Consider the following 20,410-nt stretch of genomic DNA (forward strand, 5'->3'; position numbering starts at 1 on the left):
CGGCTTGCTGCGCAGCCTGGGATGAAGTGGGCGGTCATGTTTTTTATGAAACAGGCCTCCAGCGCTTGTCTATCAAGCGCGAACAGCTATCATTTTGATATGACCCACACCGTCTCCCGCCGGCACTTGCTGGGGGCCGCCGCATTCGCCCCACTCGTGGCGCGAGCGCAGGACACGGCGCCAGCCCCCATCTTCGGCCAGCCCGGCAAGGACGTCATCTGGGCGCCCACACCCGATGCCATGGTCGATCGCATGCTGCGGCTGGCGGGTCTCAGGCCGCGCGACTTCGTGATCGACCTGGGGGCGGGCGACGGCAAGATCGTCATCGCCGCCGCCAAGGCTGGCGCGCGCGGGCTGGGCATTGAATACAACCCCGAGCTGGTGACATTGGCGCGGCAGCGCGCGCAGGCGGCCGGCGTGGCCGAGCACGCGCGCTTCGAAAAGGCCGACATCTTTGAATCCGACTTCTCGCGCGCCAGCATCGTCACGCTGTACCTGCTGCCGCGCCTGAACCTGCGCCTGCGCCATCGCCTGCTGGCGCTCACGCCGGGCACGCGCGTGGTGTCGCACTCGTTCGACATGGGCGACTGGCGGCCCGACGAAGTCACCAACGCGGGCGGGGCGACGGCCTTTTTGTGGCTGGTGCCGGCGAACTTTGGCGGTGAATGGGCGCTGCGCTTTCCGCTCGCCGATGGCAGCGAGGCGCGCGGTTTGCTGGAGGTCGATCAGCGCTTTCAGCAGGTCGGCGGCGCCGCCGTGTTCCGCGATTTCACCGCCAGCCTGCGCCAGCCGCTGCTGGCCGGCGACCGCGTGCGCTTCGCGCTGACCGATGCCGAGGGCCAGCTGCGCGAGTTCGACGGCCGCATCGCCGGGCGCGAGCTGATCGGCAAGGTGACGCAAGGCGATGCGCGCGTGCCGTTTCGCGCCGACCGCACCGATGCGGCCATCCCACTCATCGGCGGCAGCGAGCCGGTGCGGCCGCCCCGCGATTGATTTTCAAGCCAAATCGGCCCCTGGCGCTTGTGTATCAAGCGCCAGCAGCTATCAAAAACAGAGTATTCGCGGATAGGGCCTAGGCCGCTTTCACGCACAGCACGGGGCACGACACCGTCATCAGAATCTCCTGCGCCGTGCTGCCCAGCAGCAGCTTGCCCACGGCGGTACGGCGGCGCAGGCCGATCACCAGCACCGACACGTCCAGGTGGTTGACCAACGCCTCGATCTCGTCGACCGTGCTCTTGCCGCGCACGAAGTGCTTGAACTCGGCGGGCACCGGCAGCTTGGCCAGGCGCTCGGCCAGACGCTCGCCCTCGTAGCCGTCGACCACGCCGGTGTCGTCCTTGCCGCCCGGGCCGGCGTTGACCACCACCAGCGGTTCGTTGCGGCGGGTGGCGATTTCAATGCCTTTGTCGAGCGCGGCCTGGCCTTCGGGGCGGGCAACGTAGGCAACGAGGATGGTCATGGCGTGCGATCCTTTCTTTTCGAAATATGGGCAGGTGATGAGCTGGATGCCGCAGGCGTCCGGCCCGGCAGCACAGCGCGGCATGGCCAGGAGGGCCAAACCGTGTCGAAAGCACGGCGGAAAGCACCAGGCGCATCCTAGAATTTGAAGCAACTTATCAAGGGAGGGACTACATGCCGTCAAGAAAAGACACACTGCGGGCTGCTGCCGCCTGCGCGCTGCTGGCCTGGGCTGGCTGGTTGCACGCCGCCGAGGGCGTGACGGCCCAGCAGGTGCTGGTGGGCCAGAGCATCACGCTGCAAGGAGGCAAGAACGCCTACGGCGCGGCCGTGATGGACGGTGTGCGCACCTACCTGGACAAGATCAACGCGCAAGGCGGCGTGCATGGCCGCCAGGTGGCGCTGGGCACGTTGGACGATGACAGCCAGGCCGCCAAAGCCGAGGCGAATGCGCGCCAGCTGGTGGAAAAAGACCGGGTGTTCGTGCTGTTCGGCTCTGTTGAGGGCGGCCCCTCCACCGCCGTGATGCGTGTGGCGGTGTCGCACAAGGTGCCTTTTATCGGACCCATGGCCGGCTCACCCAGCTTGCGCGTGCCGCACCAACCCATGGTGTTCCCGGTGCGGGCCGAGCACAAGGAGGAATTCCGCGTGCTGCTGGAATACGCCAAGATGACCGGCATTCAGCGCGTGGGTTTCATGCGCGCCGATTCCGATACGGGTCAGCAGCACCTGAAGAACGTGCAGGCCCTGTGCCAGCAGCTGGGCTTGCAGTTGACGGCTGATCTGCCGTTCAAATCGGATGAGAGCGATGCGCAGATCGCCGCGCTGGCCCAGCGCCTTGGCAGCTCCAACACGCAGCTGGTGTTCAACCACGGCGGCATTGGCGTGTATGAAAAGCTGATCCGCCAGGCGCGCCAGCAGGGCGTGAAGGTGCAGTTCAGCGCCGTGAACTCAGGCGCCACCCAACTGGCGGCCAACCTGGGCCCGCTGGCGCAGGGCATGGTGGTGGCGCAAGTGGTGCCCAGCCCGTGGGAGCGCAAGACGGCCATCGCCCGCGAGTACCAGGACGACTTCAAGCAACGCCATCCCGGCAAAGCGTTTTCCTACGGCAGCCTGGAAGGCTACATCACGGCCAAGGCGCTGGTGGCGGCGCTGCGGCTGGCCGGCCCGCAGCCCACGCGCGAGAGCCTGGTGACCGGCATTGAAAAGGCGGGGCAGCTGGAGCTTTCCGGCTTGCGCAACAGCTACCGACCCGGCCAGCACTTGGGCATGCAGTTGGTGGATCTGTCGCTGGTCAACCCGCAGGGGCGCTTTGTGCATTGAGCGCTCGGCCTGTGCGCTGGGCGCTCAAATCATCGCCGCCGGGTCGTCTACCGTTTCCAGAAACACGCGCGCCTTGCGTGGTGACACCCGCACGCTGTCGCCTTCTTGCACGCCCAGTTGGCGGAATTCGTTGGCCGGCAGGTGCGCTTCCAGAATGTGGCTGGGGTTGTCGTGCGGCGTCAACTCCAGCCGCGCCAGGGGGCCGATGAGCAGGGCGCGGTCGAGCCGGGCGGCCAGGCCGCTGGTGGCGCCGGCGGCGTAAGGGGCCACGGTCAGATCGCTGGGGCGCACGAAGGCCATGGCTTCGGCGTCCAGCGCGTGGGCGTGCTCGGGCGCGGCAATTTGCCAGTCGCCCACCTGCACCTGCCCGCCCGTGGCGCGGCCACGGAACAGGTTCACATCGCCCAGAAAGCCATAGACGAAGGGGCTGGCGGGGTGTTCCCACACCTCTTGCGGGGTGCCCACTTGCTCGATGCGGCCCTTGTTCATCACCACCACGCGGTCGGCCACTTCGAGCGCTTCTTCCTGATCGTGCGTGACGAAGATGCTGGTGACGTGCAGCTCGTCGTGCAGGCGGCGCAGCCAGCGGCGCAACTCTTTGCGCACCTTGGCGTCGAGCGCGCCAAAGGGCTCGTCGAGCAGCAGCACCTTGGGCTCCACCGCCAGCGCGCGCGCCAAGGCAATGCGCTGGCGCTGCCCGCCCGACAGTTGCGACGGGTATCGGTCGGCCAGCCAGTCGAGCTGCACCAGGCCGAGCAGCTCGTGCACCTTGGCCTTGATCTGCGCATCGCTCAGGCGCTCGCGGCGCGGCTTGACGCGCAGGCCGAAGGCGACGTTCTCGGCCACCGTCATGTGGCGGAACAGCGCGTAGTGCTGAAACACGAAGCCTACCTGCCGCTCGCGCACGTGCACATCGGTGGTGTCGGCGCCGCTGAACAGGATGCTGCCCGCGTCGGCCGATTCCAAGCCCGCGATGATGCGCAGCAGCGTCGTCTTGCCGCAGCCCGAGGGGCCGAGCAGCGCGACCAGCTCGCCCGAGGCAATGTCGAGGCTGACGTCGTTCAGCGCACGGAAGGCGCCGAAGTGCTTGGTGACGTGGCGGATTTCGATGCTCATGAGGGGTGGCTTTCTTGATACCGAATACCGGACGCAGAGGACGCAGAGGTTTCGCAGAGGACGCAAAAGAAACAGCCAAAACTGGTTTTCCTTTGGGCGTCAACGCCATCAGCCGAAAGAAAGTCTTGGCTGTTTTTTCTGCGCCTTCTGCGAAACCTCTGCGTCCTCTGCGTCCGGCTGTTGGGTTGTTCGGTCTTCATGCCGGCCGCTCCGGCGGCAGCTCGGCGATGGCTTTCATCTCGCGCTCGTGCCGCCACTCCACCACCGTCTTGACGATGAGCGTGACGATGGCCAGCAGCGCCAGCAGCGAGGCCACCGCGAATGCGGCCTGGCCCTGGTATTCGTTGTAGAGCACTTCCACGTGCAGCGGCATGGTGTTGGTCTGGCCGCGGATGTGGCCGCTGACGACCGAGACGGCACCGAATTCGCCCATCGCCCGCGCGTTGCACAGAATCACGCCGTAGATCAGCCCCCACTTGATGTTGGGCAGCGTCACGTGCCAGAAGGTCTGCCAGCCGCTGGCGCCCAGCACCTGGGCGGCCTGCTCCTCGTCGCTGCCCTGCGCCTGCATGAGCGGAATCAGCTCGCGCGCGATGAACGGAAAGGTGACGAACACCGTGGCCAGCACGATGCCCGGCACGGCAAAGATGATCTTGATGTCGTGCTCGGCCAGCCACGGGCCCAGCCAGCCCTGCGCGCCGAACACCAGCACGTAGACCAGGCCGGCGACCACGGGCGAGACCGAGAACGGCAGGTCGATCAGTGTCGTCAGAAAGGCCTTGCCGCGGAACTCGAACTTGGCGATGCACCACGCCGCCGCCACGCCGAAGACGAGGTTCAGCGGCACGGCGATGGCGGCGGTGAGCAGCGTCAGGCGGATGGCGGACAGCGCGTCGGGCTCCTTCAGCGCGGCCCAGTACGCGGTCCAGCCGGCCTTGAGCGCCTCGACGAACACGGCCGCCAGCGGCAGCACCAGGAACAGCCCCATGAAGCCCAGCGCCAGCGCCGTCAGCAGCCAGCGGATGGCGGGCGACTCGGTGGTGCGCACGCGCCGCGCGATGCCGGCGGCGCTCATCCCGCACCCCCGTAGCGGCGACGGCCCCAGGCCTGCAGGCCGTTGATGATGAGCAGCAGGATGAAGGAGATCAGCAGCATCACGCAGGCCACGGCGGTGGCGCCGGCGTAGTCGTACTGCTCCAGCTTGCCGATGATGACCAGCGGCGTGATCTCCGACACCATGGGCATGTTGCCGGCGATGAAGATGACCGAGCCGTATTCGCCCACCGCGCGGGCGAACGCCATGGCAAAGCCGGTGAGCAGCGCCGGCGCGATGGCCGGGAAGATCACGCGCCAGAAGGTCTGCCAGCGCGTGGCACCCAGGCAGGCCGCTGCCTCTTCCAGCTCCTTCTCGGTGTCTTCCAGCACCGGCTGCACGGTGCGCACCACGAAGGGCAGGCCGATGAAGATCAGCGCGATGACGATGCCCGCGGGCTGGAAGGCGAGCTGGATGCCCAGCGGCTCCAGATATTGCCCGATCCAGCCGTTGCCGGCCAGGATGGCGGTGAGCGCGATGCCCGCCACGGCCGTGGGCAGCGCGAAGGGCAGGTCGACCAGCGCGTCGGCGATCTTCTTGCCGGGGAACTGGTAGCGCACCAGCACCCAGGCCACCAGCAGCCCGGCCACCACGTTGACGCAAGCGGCGATCAGAGACGCGCCGAAGGTGAGCCGGAACGAGGCCAGCACGCGCGGCGCGCTGACGGCGGCCCAGAAGTCGGCCCAGCTCATCGACAAGGTGTGGATGACCAGCGCCGACAGCGGGATCAGCACGACGAGGCTGAGGTACAGCAGCGTGTAGCCCAGCGTGAGGTTGAAACCGGGCAGCACGCGGCGCGCGCTGCGGCGGCGGGGCGTGGCCGGCAGTGGGGGCGCGGTGAGGGCGGCGGCGGTCATATCAAATGAATAGCGGCTGGCGCAGGTTCAGCGGGCGGTGGCGGCTGTTTACTCCCTCGCCCCTCTGGGGAGAGGGCTGGGGTGAGGGGCTGCGGCGCTTCTTGTCGCTCAGACGCCGTCAGCCCCCACCCCAACCCTCCCCCAGCGGGGGAGGGAGTGAAGTCACCCTCACCCCGGTCCTCTCCCGCCAGCGAGAGAGGGAGTGAGAAACCTCACTTGCCCGGCTGGTACAGCTTGTCGAACTGTCCGCCGTCGTTGAAGTGCACTTTCTGAGCCTCGGCCAGCGAGCCGAAGTACTGGTCCACCGTGAACAGCTTGATCGGCTTGAACACGTTGGCGTGGGACTTCAGGATGGCTTCGTTGCGCGGACGGATGTTGTGCTTGGCGGCGATCTGCTGGCCTTCGTCGGAGTACAGGAAGTCGAGGTAGGCCCTGGCCTCGGCGGCCGTGCCCTTCTTGGCCACCGTGCGCTCGACGATGGCGACCGGGTTCTCGGTGACCAGGCTCGCGCTGGGGTGGATGGCATCCACCTTGCCCTTGCCGAACTCGTTCTCGACCGACACCACTTCGGATTCGAAGGTCACCAGCACGTCGCCCAGGTTGCGCTGCAGGAACATGCCCGTGGCATCGCGCCCGCCGCGTGCCAGCGCCGGCACGTTCTTGTACAGCTTGCCCACGAACTCGGCCGCCTGCGCATCGCTGCCGCCCTTGGCGCGCACCTGGCCCCAGGCCGCCAGATAGGCCATGCGGCCGTTGCCGCCGGTTTTGGGGTTGACCACCACCACCTTCACGTCGGGGCGGATCAGGTCGTCCCAGTCCTTGATGTTCTTCGGGTTGCCGTGGCGCACCAGGAACAGCATGGTCGAGGTGGTGGGCGAGGCGCCATGGGGGAACTTGCTGCGCCAGTCCTTGGCGACCACGCCGCGCTCGGCCAGGAAGTCGACGTCTGTGGTGGTGTTCATGGTCACCACATCGGCCGCCAGCCCGTCGGCCACGGCACGCGCCTGCGCGCTGGAGCCGGCGTGCGACTGGTCGACCTTGATGTCCTTGCCCGTGGTCTTCTTGTAATGGGCGACGAAGGCGGTGTTGAAGTCCCTGTAGAACTCGCGTGCCACGTCGTAGGAGACGTTGAGCAGCGCGGTCTGGGCGCTGGCGGCAGCGCTGAAGCTGCCGGCCGCGGCCAGCGCGAGGGTGGAAACAAGAAGGCGGAACGAGGTTTTCATGGCGAGGCTTGTGAAACAGCAAGGCCGGCGAAGTGCCGGCCGCAAGCGGTAGTCTGTGTGCCACGCCTTAAAACTCAAACTACTTTTTTATTGTTTCTTTATATCCAATAGGGAATGAAAAAGCCCCGCATCGAACGGGGCTTGGGCGTGGGCAAGCCGGCCGGGCCGGCGCGGTGCTGTCCTCAGCCCCGCACTTCCCCTTCGCCCAGCACGATCCACTTCAGCGAAGTCAGCCCCTCGATGCCCACCGGCCCGCGGGCGTGGAACTTGTCGGTGCTGATGCCGATTTCGGCGCCCAGGCCATACTCGAAGCCATCGGCAAAGCGCGTGCTGGCGTTGACCATCACGCTGGCCGAATCGACTTCGCGCAGAAAGCGCTGGGCGTGGACGTGGTCGGTGGTCAGGATGGCGTCGGTGTGGTGGCTGGAATAGCGGTTGATGTGCGCGATGGCCTCATCGACGCCGGCCACCACCTTGATGCTGATGATGGGCGCCAGGTATTCCTCCGACCAGTCGGCGTCCTGCGCAGGCTTCACCAATGCTTCAATATCAATAGCTGTCTGCGCTTGACTGGCGGGCGCTGGAGGCTGATTTTGCTTGAGAATGTCGGTGGCCTCGGCATCGCAGCGCATCTCCACGCCCTTGGCCGCGAAGAGGGCGCCGATGCGCGGCAGGAACTGCGTCGCCACGCCGCGCGCCACCAGCAGGCTCTCGGTGGCGTTGCAGGGGCTGTATTTCTGCGTCTTGGCGTTGTCGGTCACCTTCACGGCCAGGTCGAGGTCGCACGGGTCGTCCACATAGGTGTGGCAGTTGCCGTCCAGGTGCTTGATCACGGGCACCTTGGCCTCGGCGCTGATGCGCTCGATCAGGCCCTTGCCGCCGCGCGGGATGATGACGTCGACGAACTCGGGCATGGCGATGAGCTGGCCCACGGCGGCGCGGTCGGTGGTGGGCACCAGCTGCACCGCCTCGCGCGGCAGGCCGGCGCTTTCAAGCGCCTGCTGCACCAGCGCGGCCAGCGCCTTGTTGGAGTCGATGGCCTCGCTGCCGCCGCGCAGGATGCAGGCGTTGCCGCTCTTGATGCTCAATGAAGCGGCCTCGATGGTCACGTTGGGCCGGCTCTCGTAGATCATGCCGAACACGCCGATGGGCACGCGCATCTGGCCCACGCGGATGCCGCTGGGCTGCTGCTTCATGCCCACGATGTCGCCGATCACATCGGGCATGGCCGCCAGCTGCTCGCAGCCTTCGGCGCAGGTCTCGATGATTTTCGGCGTGAGCTTGAGGCGGTCCACCATCGGCTCGGCCAGGCCGGCCTCGCGGGCGCGGGCCAGGTCGCGCTCGTTGGGCGCTTGCAGCGCGGGCACGTTCTCGCGCAGCAGGCGCGCCAGCGTGCGCAGCGCGGCGTTGCGCGCGGCGGTGCCGGCGCGGGCCATGGCGCGCGAGGCCTGGCGGGCCTGCAGGCCCAGGGTGTGCATGGTGTCGGCGACGTTCGGGGCGTTCATGCCCCGATTGTCCCAAAAAGCCGCTTCAGCGGCAGGGCGCCGCCTGCGCTTCACCTTTCAGTTGCGACAGCGGCGCAAAGCCCAGCGCCTGGGCGCGCGGCAGGTCGGCGGCGGCGATGTCGAACAGGTTGATCTCGTCCGTGCCGGCGCCGCACACCGCCGGGCGCATGCGGCCATCCGAGCCGCAGGCGCTGGCCTGCACGCGCACGCCGGCGCGCTCGAGTTCGGCACGCATGGCTTCGGGCGCGGTGCCGCGGCCTTCGCACTGCACGGCGCCGCGGCTCTTGAACACCTTCACCACATCGCCTGCGGGCGACGATGCCGGTGCGTGCGCCGCACAAGCCGAAAGCACAGACAGCAAGATCAAGGATGAAGCTGCAAGAAAGCGTCGATAGACCATGGTTGTGAACTAGTTGCGGGTTGGCATGCGGCCATCGTAAGACAGTGGCGGCCGGTTGCTGCGCTAAACATCGAATCCATCACGAGAAGCGGCCGCAAAGGCGCGGCGGTGCATTGCGACGCCCATGATCCGCGAATTACCATGCCATCAGCATGTAACGCATTGCAATGTGCTGCGAAGCAAGCGAACCCCTCAATCCATTGGCCAAGAAGGAAACGAACATGGCGACCATCAAGCAAACCCTCGACGAACTGATGACCCTGGATGGCGCCATGTGCGCGGCCGTGGTCGACTCTGCCAGCGGCATGATGCTGGGCTCGGTCGGCTCCGGCGTCGATCTGGAAGTGGCTGCCGCCGGCAACACCGAAGTGATCCGCTCCAAGATGAAGACCATGCGTTCGCTGGGCCTGAACGACGTGATCGAGGACATCCTGATCACCCTGGGCAAGCAGTACCACATCCTGCGCCCGTCGGCGCGCAAGGACGGCGTGTTCGTCTACTTCGTGCTGGACAAGCAGCGCGCCAACCTGGCCATGGCCCGCCGCAAGGTGCAGGACGTGGACAAGGAAATGAACTTCTGATCTGGCCCTGGCGCCACATCGAATGAACGAAGCCCCGGCATGCCGGGGCTTTTTCGTGGCCCATCGGAGAGCCGATGGCGCAGCCGCGGGCGCGACGCGTCAACGCTTCATGCGGTTCGGGTTTTCAAGTGGGAAGCAGAGGGTGTCAGTCCTGCGATGCCATCGACGACGGCTGCTGGTCGTCGATCTCGCCGGGCGCCCACTGCACGCCGTGCTGGCGCAGATGGTCGCGGATCAGGCGGCGCACCACCTGCGACGGCGTCACGTCCTGCGACGCGCACAGCGCCTCGAACGCCTTCTTCTTGGAAGGGTCGATGAGCACGGTCAGCCGGGCGGTTTTCTGTTCGAGGTTGCGCATACGCGTTGGATTGAACTTGCATTCTAACGAGCATGTCATTCAGAGCTGCATCCACAGGGCCTGGCGGCCAACGCAGCGCAGACAGGCGTGAAATCGTACCGCGCTACCGCCGCGCGGCCGGTTATCGGGCCGCGCCGCCGCAGGCGCCACACAGGCTTTGCGCCAGCCGGTGCAGTGCGGGCCAGGGCTCCTGCGGCCAGCCAGGGTGCTTCAGGCCCTTGACGATGCCATCCACCTGGTGCGCCGCATGCAGCAGGTTGGCCAGCTGCATGTCGGTCAGGCGCGGCAGGACGCGCTCGAACAAGCGCTCGCGCAAGCCCCACACGCGCTGCTCGCGCAGCGCCATCGGCAGCGGCCGGCCTTCGCCCACGGCGTCCTTCACGCGCTTGAGGGCGCGGATGTCCTCGGCCAGCGCGTAGTGCACCAGCACCTCGGCCTCGCCCTCGGCCTGCAGGCCGTCGAGCATGCGCTGCACGCGCGCGCGCTGGCCGCCCAGCACGGCTTCGGACAGCTTGAAGACGTCGTAGCGCGCCACGTTCAGCACCGCCGCCTCGATCTGCTCGACGCTCAACTCGCCCGCGGGGTACAGCAGCGCCAGCTTGCTGATCTCCTGGTGCGCGGCCAGCAGGTTGCCTTCCACGCGGTCGGCAAAGAAAGCGAGCGCGCGCTGCCCTTCCTCGCCCGGCATCACCCGCTGCCCCTGCGCGGCCAGGCGCTGGGCGATCCATTGCGGCAGCGCGGCGCGTTCGATGCTGTCGATCTGCACCGTGGCGCCGGCGCCGTCGAGCGCGGTGAACCAGGCGCCGGATTTCGTCTGCTTGTCCAGCCGCGGCAGCAGCACCAGCGTCAGCGTGCTGTCGTTGCCGGCGGCGCTGTCGGCCAGTTGCTGCAGCGCGGCGCTGCCGTCCTTGCCCGGCTTGCCGGACGGGATGCGCACCTCGACGATCTGCTTGTCGGCGAACAGGCTCAGACTGCTGCCGGCTGCCAGCACCGCGCTCCAGTCGAAGTGCGCGCCGGCGACGGTGTGCACCGTGCGCTCGGTGTAGCCTTGCGCACGCGCCGCGGCGCGGATGGCGTCGGCCGCCTCCTGCTGCAGCAGCGGCTCGTCACCGTGCAGCGTGTACAGCGGGCGCACGCCCTTCTGCAGATGGTTCGCGAGTTGCGCGGCGGCGAGTTGCATCAGGCGCTCTTTGCCAGAAGGCGCGCGGGCGATGGACGCGTGCCCTCACCCCAACCCTCTCCCGCACGCGGGAGCGGGAGCACACGGGCTGCGCAGCAAGCCCGAACCCAAGGCCGCGGAGCAGGCCATGCGAGAACGCCGTGGCCGGACCTGCGCCGGCCACTGGCGTTGTCCCCCTTCCCGCAGAGAGAAGGGGGAAGCGGCGCAAGCCGCTCAGGGGGATGTTCCGAATCCTGGGGAAGGCGCCGCAGGCGACTCAGGGGGGTCATATTTTTACTGTCGCCAGCCGCCGCATCACCTGCTGCACGATGTCGCTCTGCATGTTCTGGTACAGCATCAGCGCCTCCTGCTCCTTCGACAGCGCGGCGGATTCGCTGTAGCTCTGGTCGATCTGGCGCAGGATCTCGGACATGGGCAGCAACTCGCGCCCCTCGGGCGTGCGCAGCCTGAAGCGGAAGCGGATGCGCAGCTGGAATTCGCGCACTTCGCCGGTGGCGGTGACGCTGACCACCGTGCGCTCGCGCTGCTCGCCGGGGCTTTCCAGCACCACCTCGGCCTTGCTCTGGTCGGCCACGATCTCCAGCCGGCCCGTGCCCTCGAGCTGGCGGCGCAGCTCGACCGCCAGTGACGACGCGGCGGGCAGGGCCAGGGCGATGCGGCGGAATGCGAACTCGGGCGCGCGCCGCAGCTGGAAGCCGCAGGCGCTGAGCAGCGGCGCCGTGGCAGCGGCCAGCAGCAGGGCGCGGCGCGGCGGCATGGCCATCAGCCCACCACCACGTTGACCAGGCGGCCGGGCACCACCACCACCTTCTTGATCGCGCCGCCGCTGCTGTGCCTCAGGAAGGCTTCGCTGGCGAGTGCGGTCTGCTCGATGTCGTCCTTGCTGGCGCTGGCCGGCACCAGGATGGCGCCGCGCAGCTTGCCGTTGATCTGCAGCATCAGTTCGATCTCGTCCTGCTTCAGCGCCTCGGGGTCGATCTGCGGCCAGGGCGCGTCGAGCAGCTCGCCCTGCACGGCGGCAAAACCCAGTTGCTGCCACAGCGTGTGCGTGATGTGCGGCGTGACCGGGTACAGCACCCGCAGCAGCTTGCTGAAGCCCTCGGCCAGCGCCGCGTTGTCGCCGGGCGAGCCGTCGCCCTTGAAGGCTTCCAGCGCGTTCAGCATCTTCATCGCGCCCGACACCACGGTGTTGTACTGCAGGCGCTGGTAGTCGTAGTCGACCTGGCCGAGCACGCTGTGGATCTCGTGGCGCAAGGTCTTGGCGGTCTTGCTGAATTGAATGCCATTCTGGGCTGCAGCGCCCGCCAATAGGGCGCTGGCAGCTACATTTTCAATAGTATTCAGCTTGAGGCCGAAGTTCCACACGCGGCGCAGGAAGCGGTAGCTGCCTTCGACGGCGGCGTCGTTCCACTCCAGCGTCAGCTCGGGCGGCGAGGTGAACATGGTGTACAGGCGCGCGGTGTCGGCGCCGTACTGGTCGATCAGCGCCTGCGGATCGACGCCGTTGTTCTTCGACTTGGACATGGTGCCCACGCCCTCGTAGTCGATCAGCGTGCCGGCGGGCAGGTTGCCCACGTCCTTGTTCAGGCGCGCGGCCACCTGCTTGCCGTCGGCGTCGATCACGGGGTCGACGTCGGCCGGCCAGAAGTATTCGATGCCGCCCTTCTCGTTGCGGCGCGAATAGATGTGGTTCAGCACCATGCCCTGCGTGAGCAGCCTGGTGAAGGGCTCGTCGATCTGCACCAGCCCCAGGTCGCGCATCACCTTGGTCCAGAAGCGTGCGTACAGCAGGTGCAGGATGGCGTGCTCGATGCCGCCGATGTACTGGTCCATCGGCATCCAGTACTGCGTGCCGCCCGCCACCATGGCCTGGTCGTTGGCCGGGTCGCAGTAGCGCATGAAGTACCACGACGAGTCCACGAAGGTATCCATGGTGTCGGTTTCGCGCCGCGCCGGCTTGCCGCATTGCGGGCAGGTGCACGCCAGGAAGGCCTCGCATTTGTTCAGCGGGTTGCCGCTGCCGTCGGGCACCAGGTCCTGCGGCAGCACCACGGGCAGGTCCTGCTCGGGCACCGGCACGGTGCCGCAGGCCTCGCAGTGGATCATCGGGATCGGCGTGCCCCAGTAGCGCTGGCGGCTGATGCCCCAGTCGCGCAGGCGCCAGGTGGTCTTCTTCTCGCCCAGGCCCTGATCGGCCAGTGCCTTGGCGACGGCGTTCACCGCCTCCGGGTACGCCAAGCCGCTGAAATTTTCGGAGTTGATGGTGACGCCGTTCTGCTTGTCGGCGTACCAGTCCTGCCACTGGGTGTAGCTGTATTCCTGCCCGTCGACATGCACCACCTGCACGATGGGCAGGCCGTACTTCAGCGCGAAGGCGAAGTCGCGCTCGTCGTGGGCGGGCACGCCCATCACGGCGCCGTCGCCGTAGCTCATCAGCACGTAGTTGCCCACCCACAGCGGCACGGCCTCGCCGGTCAGCGGGTGCGTCACCGTCAGGCCGGTGGGCATGCCCTCTTTTTCTTTCAGCGCCAGCTCGGCCTCGGTGGTGCCGCCTTGCTTGCACTTCTCGATGAAGGCGGCCAGCTCGGGGTTGCCCTTGGCGGCCTGCGCGGCCAGCGGGTGCTCGGGCGCCACGGCGCAGAAGGTCACGCCCATGATGGTGTCGGCGCGCGTGGTGAACACGTACATGCGCCCGTCCTGGATCAGCGCGCCGTCGTCGCCCCGGATGTCGTGCGGGAAGGCAAAGCGCACGCCTTCGCTCTTGCCGATCCAGTGCTCCTGCATCAGGCGCACGCGCTCGGGCCAGCCGTCGAGCGTGGCCTTGGGGTTGCCGATCTGCACGTGGTCGAGCAGCTCCTGCGCGTAGTCGGTGATCTTCAGGTAGTAGCCGGGGATCTCGCGCTTTTCCACCACGGCGCCGGTGCGCCAGCCCTTGCCGTCGATGACCTGCTCGTTGGCCAGCACGGTCTGGTCCACCGGGTCCCAGTTGACGACCTGGGTCTTGCGGTAGGCGATGCCCTTTTCCAGCATCTTCAGGAACAGCCACTGGTTCCACTTGTAGTAGCTGGCGTCGCAGGTGGCGACTTCACGGCTCCAGTCGATGGCCAGGCCCATGGCCTGCATCTGGCCCTTCATGTGGGCGATGTTGTCGTAGGTCCACTTCGCGGGCGGCACGCCGTTCTTCAGCGCGGCGTTTTCGGCCGGCAGGCCGAAGGCGTCCCAGCCCATGGGCATGAGCACGTTGAAGCCCTTCATGCGCAACTGGCGCGCCAGCATGTCGTTGATGGTGTAGTTGCGCACGTGGCCCATGTGCAGCTTGCCGCTGGGGTAGGGCAGCATGGAGCAGGCGTAGTACTTGGGCTTGGGCGCGCCCTGGGCGTTGCGCGCGTCCTCGGTCACGCGATAGGCATCGCGCGCCTGCCAATGGGCGTGCGCCGCCCGTTCCACGTCGGTGTGGCTGTATTTCTCTTGCATGGGCAAATTGTAGGCGGGCGCGTGGCGGGGTTGCGGCGCCGGCGCCTCTCGTTGATGCTATCTGGTTGATAGCTGCCGGCGCTTGCCGTGTCTGCGCAAACGCCCGAAAAGGCTCTGAATCAGTTGGAGGCTGCCGGCGTCGGTGGCGCGGCGCCGGCCGGCGCCTCGGCCACGAAGCCGATGCGGTTCAGCCCGGCCTTCTGCGCCTCGCCCATCACCTCGACCACGCGGCCGTAGGGCACGCCCTGGTCGGCGCGCAGCTGCACCTCGGTCTCGGGGTTGGCGCGGGCGGCGTCCTGCAGGGCGGCGCCCAGCTCGGCCTGCGTCACCGGCCTGTCGTCGAAGAAGGCCTGGCCGGCCTTGTCGACTGCGACGGTGACGAACTTGGGCGGATCGCCCGGCTTGGCGGCGTCGGTCTTGGGCAGGTCAAGCCGGATCGAGCTGGCCAGCAGCGGCGCGGTGATGATGAAGATCACCACCAGCACCAGCATCACGTCGACCAGCGGCGTGACGTTGATGTCGCTCATGGGCTCGCTGCCCTTGGTGCGTTCGAGTCGTCCGAATGCCATGAGTCACATGCCCCCACGCTTCGCCGCTGCGCGTGCTGCGCTGCCCCCCGAGGGGGCCGCGGCCGCCTTGGGGCGGCCCGGCGGCGTCCGGTGGGTGTTGGATAGGTTGATGAACATGTTCGGGTGCATCAATGTTTTGCCAGCAGTTCGCGCAAGTCGCGCGCAAAGCCTTCCAGCTCGGCCTCGATGTTGCCGATGACGCGGCCGAACCAGTTGTAGGCCAGCACGGCCGGGATGGCCACCGCCAGGCCGGCGGCGGTCATGATCAGCGCCTCGCCCACCGGGCCGGCCACGCGCTCGATGCTGATCTGCCCCGAGCCGGCGATGCCGATCAGCGCATGGTAGATGCCCCACACCGTGCCCAGCAGGCCGACGAAGGGCGCCGTGGAGCCGATGGTGGCCAGCAGCACCTGGCCGAACTGCAGCCGCCCCATGACGGCGTGCAGCGCATCGCGCAGCGCGCGCGTGAGCTGCTGCGCACGGTCGCCCGCCGCCGCCAGCGTGCCGCCGGCGGGCGCCTGGGTGGACTGGATCAGCGGCAGCACCAGCTGGCCGCGGTCGAAGCCGCCGACGCGGCCGGCCGCATCGGCCAGCGAGGGCGCCTGCCAGAACGCCGCCACGCTGCGCGCCACGTCGCCACCGGCGCGGCGCAGCATCCACGCCTTCCACAGAATCACCACCCAGCTGGCGATGGACATGAGCAGCAGCAAAATCGCCACGGCCTTGCCGATGGCGTCGCTCTGCATGAAGACTTGTTGCAGGTTCATGGGATGGAGGTCAACGTGATATGAAAATCATAGCTGCTTGCGCTTGTTATATCTCGATTTCAGGTTGTTTTCATGCTGAAATCGTTATATATCAAGCGCTGGCAGCTATCAAAATAATGAAGGCCGGTCACTTCAGGCCCAGCACATCGGCCATGTCGAACAGGCCGCTGCGCTTGCCGGCCAGAAAGCGCACGGCGCGCAGGCTGCCCTGCGCGTAGCCCTGGCGGTTGCTGCTCTTGTGGCTGATCTCGATGCGCTCGCCGGTGCCGGCGAACAGCACCGTGTGGTCGCCCACGATGTCGCCGCCGCGGATGGTGGCGAAGCCGATGGTCGACGGGTCGCGCTCGCCGGTGTGGCCGTAGCGCTCGTACACGGCGCAATCCTTCAGCTCGCGCCCCAGCGCGGCGGCGATCACCTCGCCCATCTGCAGCGCGGTGCCGCTGGGCGCGTCCACCTTGTGGCGGTGGTGCGCCTCGATCACCTCGATGTCGTAGCCGGTGGACAGCGCCCTGGCCGCCATCTCCAGCAGCTTGAGGGTGACGTTGACGCCCACGCTCATGTTGGGCGCCATGACGATGGCGATGTCCTGCGCGGCAGCGGCGATCTCGGCCTTCTGCGCCTCGCTGAAACCGGTGGTGCCGATCACCAGCGCCACGCCATGGCGGCGGCAGGCGGCCAGGTGCACCATCGTCGCCTCGGGGCGGGTGAAGTCGATCAGCACCTGCGCGCCCTGCAGGCCGGCGTCCAGGTCGGCCGTGACGGCCACGCCGCTGGCCCAGCCGGCAAAGCCGCCGGCATCCTGGCCCAGCGCGGGGCTGCCTTCGCGGTCCAGCGCGCCGGCCAGGGCGCAGTCGCCGGCGGTGCGCACGGCCTCGATCAGCATCTGGCCCATGCGGCCGGTGGCGCCGGCAACGGCAACGCGCAGCGGTGAAGTGGTGGTGGTCATTGGCAGATGAAGTCCAGTCAGACAACCGGCCCGCGGGCCGGCGCGGGGCGTGCGCTCAGCGCGCCGGCTCCAGCGGCGGGTAGCTGCCCGCCGGCTGCGCGGACGCGGGCGCGGCCGAAGCGGCACCGGCCGGGCCGGCAGCGGCGGGGAACTTGGCCAGCTGCTCCTCGGTGGCCTCGAGCCGCGGCACCTTGACCTTGCGCTCGCGGCTGATGCGCTGCACGAACTCGGTCTCGCTGGGCATGTCGTCGCCCTCGAAGCGCTCCAGCACGTCGCCCTGGAAGAACAGCGTGAGCCGGAAGTTCTGCGGCTCGACGCGCTGGCGCCGCATGGTGAACACGTAGTCCCAGCGGTCGCCGTGGAACAGGCTGGTGACCAGCGGCGTGCCCAGGATGTCGCGCACCTGCAGCCGCGTCATGCCCGGCTGCAGCGCGGCCACCTGCTCCTTGGAGACGAAGTTGCCCTGCACCACCTCGGGTTTGTAGAGGGTGATGGCATCGGCCAGGCTGCGGGTGCCCTGGTCGAAGCTGCTGCAGGCGCCCAGGGCCGCGGCCAGCACGGCCAGCATGACCCGCGCGGTCATGCGGGCATGGGTTCGGTGAATGACAGACATGCGTCGCGGCTCATGCACAATACGGCCGGTCATTGTAGCGGCGGCGCCACGGCGCGCTGTGACGAGACGATCCGGCATGGACATGATCGACGAACTCAAGAGCACCGGCCTCAAAGCCACCCTGCCCCGGCTGAAGATTCTGGAGATCTTCCAGAAGGCCGAGCAGCGCCACATGACGGCCGAGGACGTCTACCGCGTGCTGCTGGCCGAGCAGTCCGAGATCGGCCTGGCCACCGTGTACCGCGTGCTGATGCAGTTCGAGCAGGCCGGCCTGCTGAGTCGCCACCACTTCGAGGCCGGCAAGGCGGTGTACGAGCTGCGCGAGGACGAGCACCACGACCACCTGGTGTGCCTGGACTGCGGCCATGTCGAGGAATTCCACGACCCCGAGATCGAGAAGCGCCAGACCGCGGTGGCCAAGGCGCGCGGCTTCACCATTGCCGACCACGCGCTCAGCCTGTACGCCCACTGCACCAAGGCCAAGTGCCCCTACCGCGACAGCGGCACGCCGCCGGTGCGGCGCTGAGGTTTCAGGTCAAAAAGGCCTCCAGCGCCCGCCGGTAGGGCGTAAGCAGCTATCAAGACGGAAGCGTCAGGCGTCGCCGCCTTTTTCCATCGCGCGGCGGTGGCGGTCGACGAACTCCTGGTAGGTGTCGATGCCGCGCAGCTGCAGGATGTGGTTGCGCACCGCCGCCTCCACCAGCACGGCGATGTTGCGGCCGGCCACCACCTGGATCACCGCCTTCTGGATCGGCACGCCCAGCACCTCCTGCGTCAGCGGCTCGTAGGGCAGCCGCTCGTAGTCGCGCTCCATGGTTTCGCGCCGCACCAGGTGCACGATCAGGCGCAGCCGCATGTGGCGGCGCACGGCGGTCTCGCCGAAGATGGCGCGGATGTCGAGCAGGCCGATGCCGCGCACTTCCAGCAGGTTCTGCAGCAGCTCGGGGCAGCGGCCCTCGATGGTGGCCTGGTTGATGCGGAACAGGTCCACCGCGTCGTCGGCCACCAGGCCGTGGCCGCGCGAGATCAGCTCCAGCCCCAGCTCGCTCTTGCCCAGGCCCGATTCGCCGGTGATCAGCACGCCCAGGCCCAGGATGTCCATGAACACGCCGTGCATGGTGGTGCGGTTGGCGAAGTGCTTGGACAGGTAGGCGCGCAGCACGTCGATGACGAAGGCCGCCGATTCGTGCGTGGCGAACATCGGGATCTGCGCCCGCTCGCACATCGACAGCAGCGCGTCCGGCGCGGTCTGGCCGTCGCACAGCACCAGCACCGGCGGCTCCAGCGTGACGATGCGCGCCACACGGCGCGCGCAGTCCTCGGGCGAGCCGTTGGTCAGGTAGGCGACCTCGCGCTCGCCCAGGATCTGCACGCGGTAGGGGTGGATGTAGTTCAGGTAGCCGACCAGGTCGGCACTGGAGCGCGCCTGGCTGATGGCGGCATCGTCGAAGCGGCGCTCGGAGGCCTCGAGCCCGGCGATCCAGTGCCAGCGCAGCGTGGCGCGGTGGTCCTCGAACAGGACGTCGGCACTGATGACGGTGGGCTTCATGGCCGGCGCTGCGTCGCGTCAGCGGCGCGGGCAGGGCCCGCGGTCACGGGGCAACCTGGGCCGACTGCCACTGCGCGATCAGGCCGTGCAGCTCGGGCACCGAGCCCGCCGCCTTGATGCGCTCGCGCAGGCCCGAGTCGCTCAGCAGCTCGGCGATCTCGGACAGGATCTCGAGGTGCTTCTGCGTCGCCGCCTCGGGCACCAGCAGGAAGATCAGCAGGCCCACGGGCTGCTCGTCGGGCGCGTCGAAGCCGATCGGCTGCGCCAGTTGCAGCACCGCGGCCATGGGCGCCTTCAGGCCCTTGATGCGGCCGTGCGGAATGGCCACGCCGTGGCCCAGGCCGGTGGAGCCCAGGCGCTCGCGCGCGAACAGGCTGTCGGTGATGAGCGCGCGCGACAGGCCGTGCAGGTTCTCGAACAGCAGGCCCGCTTCTTCAAAAGCGCGCTTCTTGCTGGTGGCTTCGACACCCACCAGCACCTGCGATTCAGGAAGGATGGAGGCTAGACGGTTCATGGGCATTGACCCTGCAATTATGCGCCTGTGGCGCGCGGCATTTCATGGCGGCGCCGCCACCGCGTGCAGGCAGGCATCGCCCAGGGGGCGAGTTCGGGCACTTCACCGGGTACGTGCACATCTCGGACTGAAAAAGAAAGCCGCCCGGCAGGATGCCGGGGCGGCTTGCAAACTGGAGTCTACAGTCTTCGCTCGTTGTTGTTACACGATACTACATCAAATGCTTGGCGGCCGCCCTGTCGTGGGATTGCAGCTTCTCCTTGTGCTTGGCCACCTGACGGTCGAGCTTGTCGACCAGCTCATCGACGGCGGCGTACAGATCCTCGTGGGCACTTTCGGCAAACAGGTCGTTGCCCTTGACCCCGATGCGGCACTCGGCCCGCTGGCGCTTGTCCTTTTCCTGCTTGTTCTCGACCGAGAGCAACACCTTCACGTCCACCACCTGGTCGAAGTGCCGGGTCACCCGGTCCAGCTTGCTCGTCACGTAGCTGCGCAGCGCAGGAGTGACTTCGAGATGGTGTCCGCTGATCGTCAAGTTCATAAAGGAGTCTCCTTCTGGGATGACGGCCCCGGACCGGAGCGCCCGGTGGCCAGGAACACAGCACCTGACGGGGGCGTCATGGCACTGTCACGCCAAGCCACTATGCGCCGGTTCGGGGGCGAAAGCAATCCCGCCCGGCAAATCCCTTTCAGGCACACGGTTCGGCCGTGGCAAGGTTGACAGCGGCGGCGCCGTGCGCTTCGCGGATCATGGCGCAGTGCCATAATCCGCCCCGTCCTGATCGTTCAACGAAAGCCCGCCTTGGAACCCGTCCCGAGTCGATAGCTTTCGCCTCCCTGGGAACCGCTGGCGCGCGGGGGGCCGAAAGCCACCCACCGCC

The 20,410-nt window shown here is 67.7% G+C and carries 22 protein-coding genes; 4 read left to right on the forward strand and 18 right to left on the reverse strand.

Features of this window, described 5'->3' with window-relative positions; translation table 11 throughout:
• Window positions 1–99 precede the first annotated feature (99 nt).
• Window positions 100–993, forward strand: coding sequence for an SAM-dependent methyltransferase (locus ACFSCU_RS13470; protein ID WP_180550208.1), 894 nt, complete (start codon window positions 100–102; stop codon window positions 991–993).
• A 79-nt stretch (window positions 994–1,072) separates the two neighbouring features.
• Here ACFSCU_RS13470 and ACFSCU_RS13475 read toward each other — a convergent pair whose 3' ends face one another.
• Window positions 1,073–1,462: a universal stress protein gene (locus ACFSCU_RS13475; protein ID WP_180550207.1), complete on the reverse strand. Its 390-nt coding sequence runs from the start codon at window positions 1,460–1,462 to the stop codon at window positions 1,073–1,075.
• A 173-nt stretch (window positions 1,463–1,635) separates the two neighbouring features.
• On the opposite strand from ACFSCU_RS13475, the gene ACFSCU_RS13480 reads away from it, so the two are divergent.
• Entirely contained in the window at window positions 1,636–2,784 is a 1,149-nt protein-coding gene (locus ACFSCU_RS13480; RefSeq protein ID WP_180550206.1) for an ABC transporter substrate-binding protein, read from the forward strand.
• Between the two features lie 24 nt (window positions 2,785–2,808).
• Here the strand turns inward: ACFSCU_RS13480 and ACFSCU_RS13485 are convergent, their stop codons facing one another.
• From ACFSCU_RS13485 to ACFSCU_RS13510, 6 genes are all read right to left on the reverse strand, one after another.
• Entirely contained in the window at window positions 2,809–3,900 is a 1,092-nt protein-coding gene (locus ACFSCU_RS13485) for a sulfate/molybdate ABC transporter ATP-binding protein (RefSeq protein WP_377560948.1), read from the reverse strand.
• A 196-nt stretch (window positions 3,901–4,096) separates the two neighbouring features.
• On the reverse strand, window positions 4,097–4,975 hold the full coding sequence (gene cysW, locus ACFSCU_RS13490; RefSeq protein WP_377560949.1) for a sulfate ABC transporter permease subunit CysW: 879 nt from the start codon (window positions 4,973–4,975) through the stop codon (window positions 4,097–4,099).
• Window positions 4,972–5,850, reverse strand: a complete 879-nt coding sequence (cysT, locus tag ACFSCU_RS13495; protein ID WP_377560950.1) for a sulfate ABC transporter permease subunit CysT — start codon at window positions 5,848–5,850, stop codon at window positions 4,972–4,974. The genes cysW and cysT overlap by 4 nt, the downstream gene beginning before the upstream one ends.
• A 212-nt stretch (window positions 5,851–6,062) precedes the next feature.
• The gene (locus tag ACFSCU_RS13500; protein ID WP_377560951.1) at window positions 6,063–7,073 is read right to left on the reverse strand and encodes a sulfate ABC transporter substrate-binding protein; all 1,011 of its coding nucleotides are present in this window, start codon (window positions 7,071–7,073) and stop codon (window positions 6,063–6,065) included.
• Between the two features lie 182 nt (window positions 7,074–7,255).
• Window positions 7,256–8,578: a glutamate-5-semialdehyde dehydrogenase gene (locus ACFSCU_RS13505; RefSeq protein WP_377560952.1), complete on the reverse strand. Its 1,323-nt coding sequence runs from the start codon at window positions 8,576–8,578 to the stop codon at window positions 7,256–7,258.
• Window positions 8,579–8,603: 25 nt separating this feature from the next.
• Window positions 8,604–8,945, reverse strand: a complete 342-nt coding sequence (locus ACFSCU_RS13510) for a hypothetical protein (RefSeq protein ID WP_180550204.1) — start codon at window positions 8,943–8,945, stop codon at window positions 8,604–8,606.
• A gap of 254 nt (window positions 8,946–9,199) precedes the next feature.
• Between ACFSCU_RS13510 and ACFSCU_RS13515 the strand changes: the two genes are divergently transcribed.
• Window positions 9,200–9,559, forward strand: coding sequence for a hypothetical protein (locus tag ACFSCU_RS13515; protein ID WP_180550203.1), 360 nt, complete (start codon window positions 9,200–9,202; stop codon window positions 9,557–9,559).
• 145 nt (window positions 9,560–9,704) lie between these two features.
• Here the strand turns inward: ACFSCU_RS13515 and ACFSCU_RS13520 are convergent, their stop codons facing one another.
• The 8 genes from ACFSCU_RS13520 to ACFSCU_RS13555 form a co-directional block, all read right to left on the reverse strand.
• The gene (locus tag ACFSCU_RS13520; protein WP_180550202.1) at window positions 9,705–9,917 is read right to left on the reverse strand and encodes a CopG family transcriptional regulator; all 213 of its coding nucleotides are present in this window, start codon (window positions 9,915–9,917) and stop codon (window positions 9,705–9,707) included.
• 121 nt (window positions 9,918–10,038) lie between these two features.
• Window positions 10,039–11,097: a DNA polymerase III subunit delta gene (holA, locus tag ACFSCU_RS13525; RefSeq protein WP_180550201.1), complete on the reverse strand. Its 1,059-nt coding sequence runs from the start codon at window positions 11,095–11,097 to the stop codon at window positions 10,039–10,041.
• Window positions 11,098–11,362: 265 nt separating this feature from the next.
• A complete protein-coding gene (locus ACFSCU_RS13530) occupies window positions 11,363–11,860 on the reverse strand; it encodes an LPS-assembly lipoprotein LptE (RefSeq protein WP_307776790.1) in 498 nt (165 codons plus the stop codon).
• Window positions 11,860–14,571 (reverse strand): leucine--tRNA ligase, encoded by a 2,712-nt coding sequence (gene leuS, locus ACFSCU_RS13535; RefSeq protein WP_180550200.1) that lies wholly within the window; start codon window positions 14,569–14,571, stop codon window positions 11,860–11,862. The genes ACFSCU_RS13530 and leuS overlap by 1 nt, the downstream gene beginning before the upstream one ends.
• 119 nt (window positions 14,572–14,690) lie before the next feature.
• Window positions 14,691–15,140 carry an ExbD/TolR family protein gene (locus ACFSCU_RS13540; protein ID WP_180550199.1) on the reverse strand — a complete coding sequence of 150 codons (450 nt, stop codon included), beginning with the start codon at window positions 15,138–15,140 and terminating at the stop codon, window positions 14,691–14,693.
• 128 nt (window positions 15,141–15,268) lie between these two features.
• Window positions 15,269–15,907, reverse strand: coding sequence for a MotA/TolQ/ExbB proton channel family protein (locus tag ACFSCU_RS13545; RefSeq protein WP_180550198.1), 639 nt, complete (start codon window positions 15,905–15,907; stop codon window positions 15,269–15,271).
• 127 nt (window positions 15,908–16,034) lie between these two features.
• Window positions 16,035–16,853, reverse strand: coding sequence for a 4-hydroxy-tetrahydrodipicolinate reductase (gene dapB / locus ACFSCU_RS13550; protein WP_180550197.1), 819 nt, complete (start codon window positions 16,851–16,853; stop codon window positions 16,035–16,037).
• A 55-nt stretch (window positions 16,854–16,908) separates the two neighbouring features.
• Window positions 16,909–17,436 (reverse strand): outer membrane protein assembly factor BamE, encoded by a 528-nt coding sequence (locus ACFSCU_RS13555; protein ID WP_257645699.1) that lies wholly within the window; start codon window positions 17,434–17,436, stop codon window positions 16,909–16,911.
• A gap of 106 nt (window positions 17,437–17,542) precedes the next feature.
• Here ACFSCU_RS13555 and fur point away from each other — a divergent pair, with 106 nt between their 5' ends.
• On the forward strand, window positions 17,543–17,992 hold the full coding sequence (fur, locus tag ACFSCU_RS13560; protein WP_180550195.1) for a ferric iron uptake transcriptional regulator: 450 nt from the start codon (window positions 17,543–17,545) through the stop codon (window positions 17,990–17,992).
• A gap of 66 nt (window positions 17,993–18,058) precedes the next feature.
• On the opposite strand, the gene hprK is transcribed toward fur, so the two are convergent.
• The 3 genes from hprK to hpf all read right to left on the reverse strand — a co-directional run bounded on the left by hprK (window position 18,059) and on the right by hpf (window position 20,070).
• Entirely contained in the window at window positions 18,059–19,015 is a 957-nt protein-coding gene (hprK, locus tag ACFSCU_RS13565) for an HPr(Ser) kinase/phosphatase (RefSeq protein ID WP_180550194.1), read from the reverse strand.
• A gap of 43 nt (window positions 19,016–19,058) precedes the next feature.
• A complete protein-coding gene (locus ACFSCU_RS13570) occupies window positions 19,059–19,529 on the reverse strand; it encodes a PTS sugar transporter subunit IIA (RefSeq protein ID WP_180550193.1) in 471 nt (156 codons plus the stop codon).
• A 211-nt stretch (window positions 19,530–19,740) separates the two neighbouring features.
• Entirely contained in the window at window positions 19,741–20,070 is a 330-nt protein-coding gene (gene hpf, locus ACFSCU_RS13575; protein WP_180550192.1) for a ribosome hibernation-promoting factor, HPF/YfiA family, read from the reverse strand.
• Between the last annotated feature and the right edge of the window lie 340 nt (window positions 20,071–20,410).

Source organism: Ottowia beijingensis, from assembly GCF_042680925.1.
Lineage (GTDB): Bacteria > Pseudomonadota > Gammaproteobacteria > Burkholderiales > Burkholderiaceae_C > Ottowia > Ottowia beijingensis.

Excerpts from the sequence above, each read along its gene's own strand:
- ACFSCU_RS13470 (WP_180550208.1), top strand. The coding sequence starts at position 100 with ATGACCCACACCGTCTCCCGCCGGCACTTGCTGGGGGCCGCCGCATTC.
- ACFSCU_RS13475 (WP_180550207.1), bottom strand. The coding sequence starts at position 1,462 with ATGACCATCCTCGTTGCCTACGTTGCCCGCCCCGAAGGCCAGGCCGCG.
- ACFSCU_RS13480 (WP_180550206.1), top strand. The coding sequence starts at position 1,636 with ATGCCGTCAAGAAAAGACACACTGCGGGCTGCTGCCGCCTGCGCGCTG.
- ACFSCU_RS13485 (WP_377560948.1), bottom strand. The coding sequence starts at position 3,900 with ATGAGCATCGAAATCCGCCACGTCACCAAGCACTTCGGCGCCTTCCGT.
- cysW (WP_377560949.1), bottom strand. The coding sequence starts at position 4,975 with ATGAGCGCCGCCGGCATCGCGCGGCGCGTGCGCACCACCGAGTCGCCC.
- cysT (WP_377560950.1), bottom strand. The coding sequence starts at position 5,850 with ATGACCGCCGCCGCCCTCACCGCGCCCCCACTGCCGGCCACGCCCCGC.
- ACFSCU_RS13500 (WP_377560951.1), bottom strand. The coding sequence starts at position 7,073 with ATGAAAACCTCGTTCCGCCTTCTTGTTTCCACCCTCGCGCTGGCCGCG.
- ACFSCU_RS13505 (WP_377560952.1), bottom strand. The coding sequence starts at position 8,578 with ATGAACGCCCCGAACGTCGCCGACACCATGCACACCCTGGGCCTGCAG.
- ACFSCU_RS13515 (WP_180550203.1), top strand. The coding sequence starts at position 9,200 with ATGGCGACCATCAAGCAAACCCTCGACGAACTGATGACCCTGGATGGC.
- ACFSCU_RS13520 (WP_180550202.1), bottom strand. The coding sequence starts at position 9,917 with ATGCGCAACCTCGAACAGAAAACCGCCCGGCTGACCGTGCTCATCGAC.
- holA (WP_180550201.1), bottom strand. The coding sequence starts at position 11,097 with ATGCAACTCGCCGCCGCGCAACTCGCGAACCATCTGCAGAAGGGCGTG.
- ACFSCU_RS13530 (WP_307776790.1), bottom strand. The coding sequence starts at position 11,860 with ATGGCCATGCCGCCGCGCCGCGCCCTGCTGCTGGCCGCTGCCACGGCG.
- leuS (WP_180550200.1), bottom strand. The coding sequence starts at position 14,571 with ATGCAAGAGAAATACAGCCACACCGACGTGGAACGGGCGGCGCACGCC.
- ACFSCU_RS13540 (WP_180550199.1), bottom strand. The coding sequence starts at position 15,140 with ATGGCATTCGGACGACTCGAACGCACCAAGGGCAGCGAGCCCATGAGC.
- ACFSCU_RS13545 (WP_180550198.1), bottom strand. The coding sequence starts at position 15,907 with ATGAACCTGCAACAAGTCTTCATGCAGAGCGACGCCATCGGCAAGGCC.
- dapB (WP_180550197.1), bottom strand. The coding sequence starts at position 16,853 with ATGACCACCACCACTTCACCGCTGCGCGTTGCCGTTGCCGGCGCCACC.
- ACFSCU_RS13555 (WP_257645699.1), bottom strand. The coding sequence starts at position 17,436 with ATGACCGCGCGGGTCATGCTGGCCGTGCTGGCCGCGGCCCTGGGCGCC.
- fur (WP_180550195.1), top strand. The coding sequence starts at position 17,543 with ATGGACATGATCGACGAACTCAAGAGCACCGGCCTCAAAGCCACCCTG.
- hprK (WP_180550194.1), bottom strand. The coding sequence starts at position 19,015 with ATGAAGCCCACCGTCATCAGTGCCGACGTCCTGTTCGAGGACCACCGC.
- ACFSCU_RS13570 (WP_180550193.1), bottom strand. The coding sequence starts at position 19,529 with ATGAACCGTCTAGCCTCCATCCTTCCTGAATCGCAGGTGCTGGTGGGT.
- hpf (WP_180550192.1), bottom strand. The coding sequence starts at position 20,070 with ATGAACTTGACGATCAGCGGACACCATCTCGAAGTCACTCCTGCGCTG.